Source organism: Nonlabens sp. (genome assembly GCF_965660805.1).
GTDB lineage: Bacteria > Bacteroidota > Bacteroidia > Flavobacteriales > Flavobacteriaceae > Nonlabens.
In genome coordinates, this window is sequence record NZ_CBFIBE010000081.1 from 1 (window position 1) to 1,523 (window position 1,523).

Below are 1,523 nucleotides of genomic sequence, written 5' to 3' on the forward strand. Positions count from 1 at the left end.
ATAGTTTGCTAATTACAAAGAAATCTAGGCAAGTTATTGTCGCTGTTATAGATACTGAAATTGACATCAAACACAAGAATTTAAAAAGTAACTTTTGGATTAATGACGATGAAGTCCCGAATAACGGAAAAGATGATGACAATAATGGATATGTAGACGATATTCAAGGTTGGAATTTTATAGGAAACCTAGATGGCTACAATATCATTTACTCAAATTATGAATGTGTTAGAATTATTCAAAAATTCAAAGATGAGTTTAAAGGGAAAGAAAAAGAAGATATTAGCGTTAGCAGATGGGCCGATTATGAACTATACATAGCTGCTCAAAAAGATCATGCGGCAAAAATAAAAGCAGCGCAATCAAATTATAAGTATGTTGAGTTTTTAAGAACCGGCTACCCAGCTGCAATAAAAGCTTTAAAAGAAATTTATCCAAAAGAAGATTATTCGATTTCAGATTTGGACAGTCTTTATAATTTATATAAGGAAAGTGATAAAACCTTTGCAAAGCATGCCTACTTTCTTGCAGACTGGACTAAATATGATATGTCTGTAAATTGGGTAAATAATTATCAAAACCAATTGGATTCTATAAGATTAAAAACCAATAATATCGAATATGTCGATCGATTAAAAATAGACTCTTATCCCGAAGATATTACATATAAAAATTATGGAACACCTGTAATAAATAATAATTCAGAAGCGCTTTACCATGGCACAAAAATAGCTGGCCTAATACTAAAAACTGTTACTCCTAGCGATAAGGCGTTAAAATCTAAATTGAGGTTAATGCCAATTCCTATTTCCTCTAATGGTGATGAGCATGATAAAGATATCGCCCTTGCCATCAGGTATGCAGTCGATAACGGAGCTCATATCATCAATATGAGTTTAGGAAAAGATTTTTCTTTACATGAAGATTGGGTTTTGGACGCTATTAATTTTGCTGCACTAAATGATGTTTTAATTGTTACATCATCCGGTAATGCAGCCGTAGATTTAAATGAAACCGATAATAGAACTTTTCCAAATGACTATGGAAATGAAGAAGGTGAAATATCGGACAATTTTCTAATGGTAGGCTCAAGTTCCCAGAAAATTGGCAAGTCATTTTTATCCTATTTTTCAAATTATGGTAACCGTCATGTTGATTTATTTGCTCCAGGAGAAGATGTCTTTACTACTTTACCAAACAATGAATATGATTTTGATAGTGGTACTTCTTTGTCAACTGCCATCACCTCTGGTGTAGCCGCATTAGTGCGTTCGTATTATCCAGATCTTACGGCATCACAAGTAAAGCATATTTTAATGGATTCTGGAATAGAATACACCATTCCAGTAGCAACACCTACCATAGATGACCCAGATAAGATGACACCGTTTAATGAACTATCTAAATCAGGTAAAGTACTCAACGCGTACAATGCACTTCTTATGGCTGATGAGGTTTCAAGCAAGAAGTAAAAATTGTTCATAATTATTCAGGGTTGAAGGAGAAAATAGATTCGGTAAGTT

At 33.3% G+C, this 1,523-nt stretch carries 1 protein-coding gene; it reads left to right on the plus strand.

Annotated features, from left to right (window positions below):
- The coding region (locus tag ACTF48_RS10970; protein ID WP_438963201.1) for a S8 family serine peptidase at positions 1-1,472 on the plus strand (1,472 nt) is incomplete at its 5' end.
- Positions 1,473-1,523 lie beyond the last annotated feature (51 nt).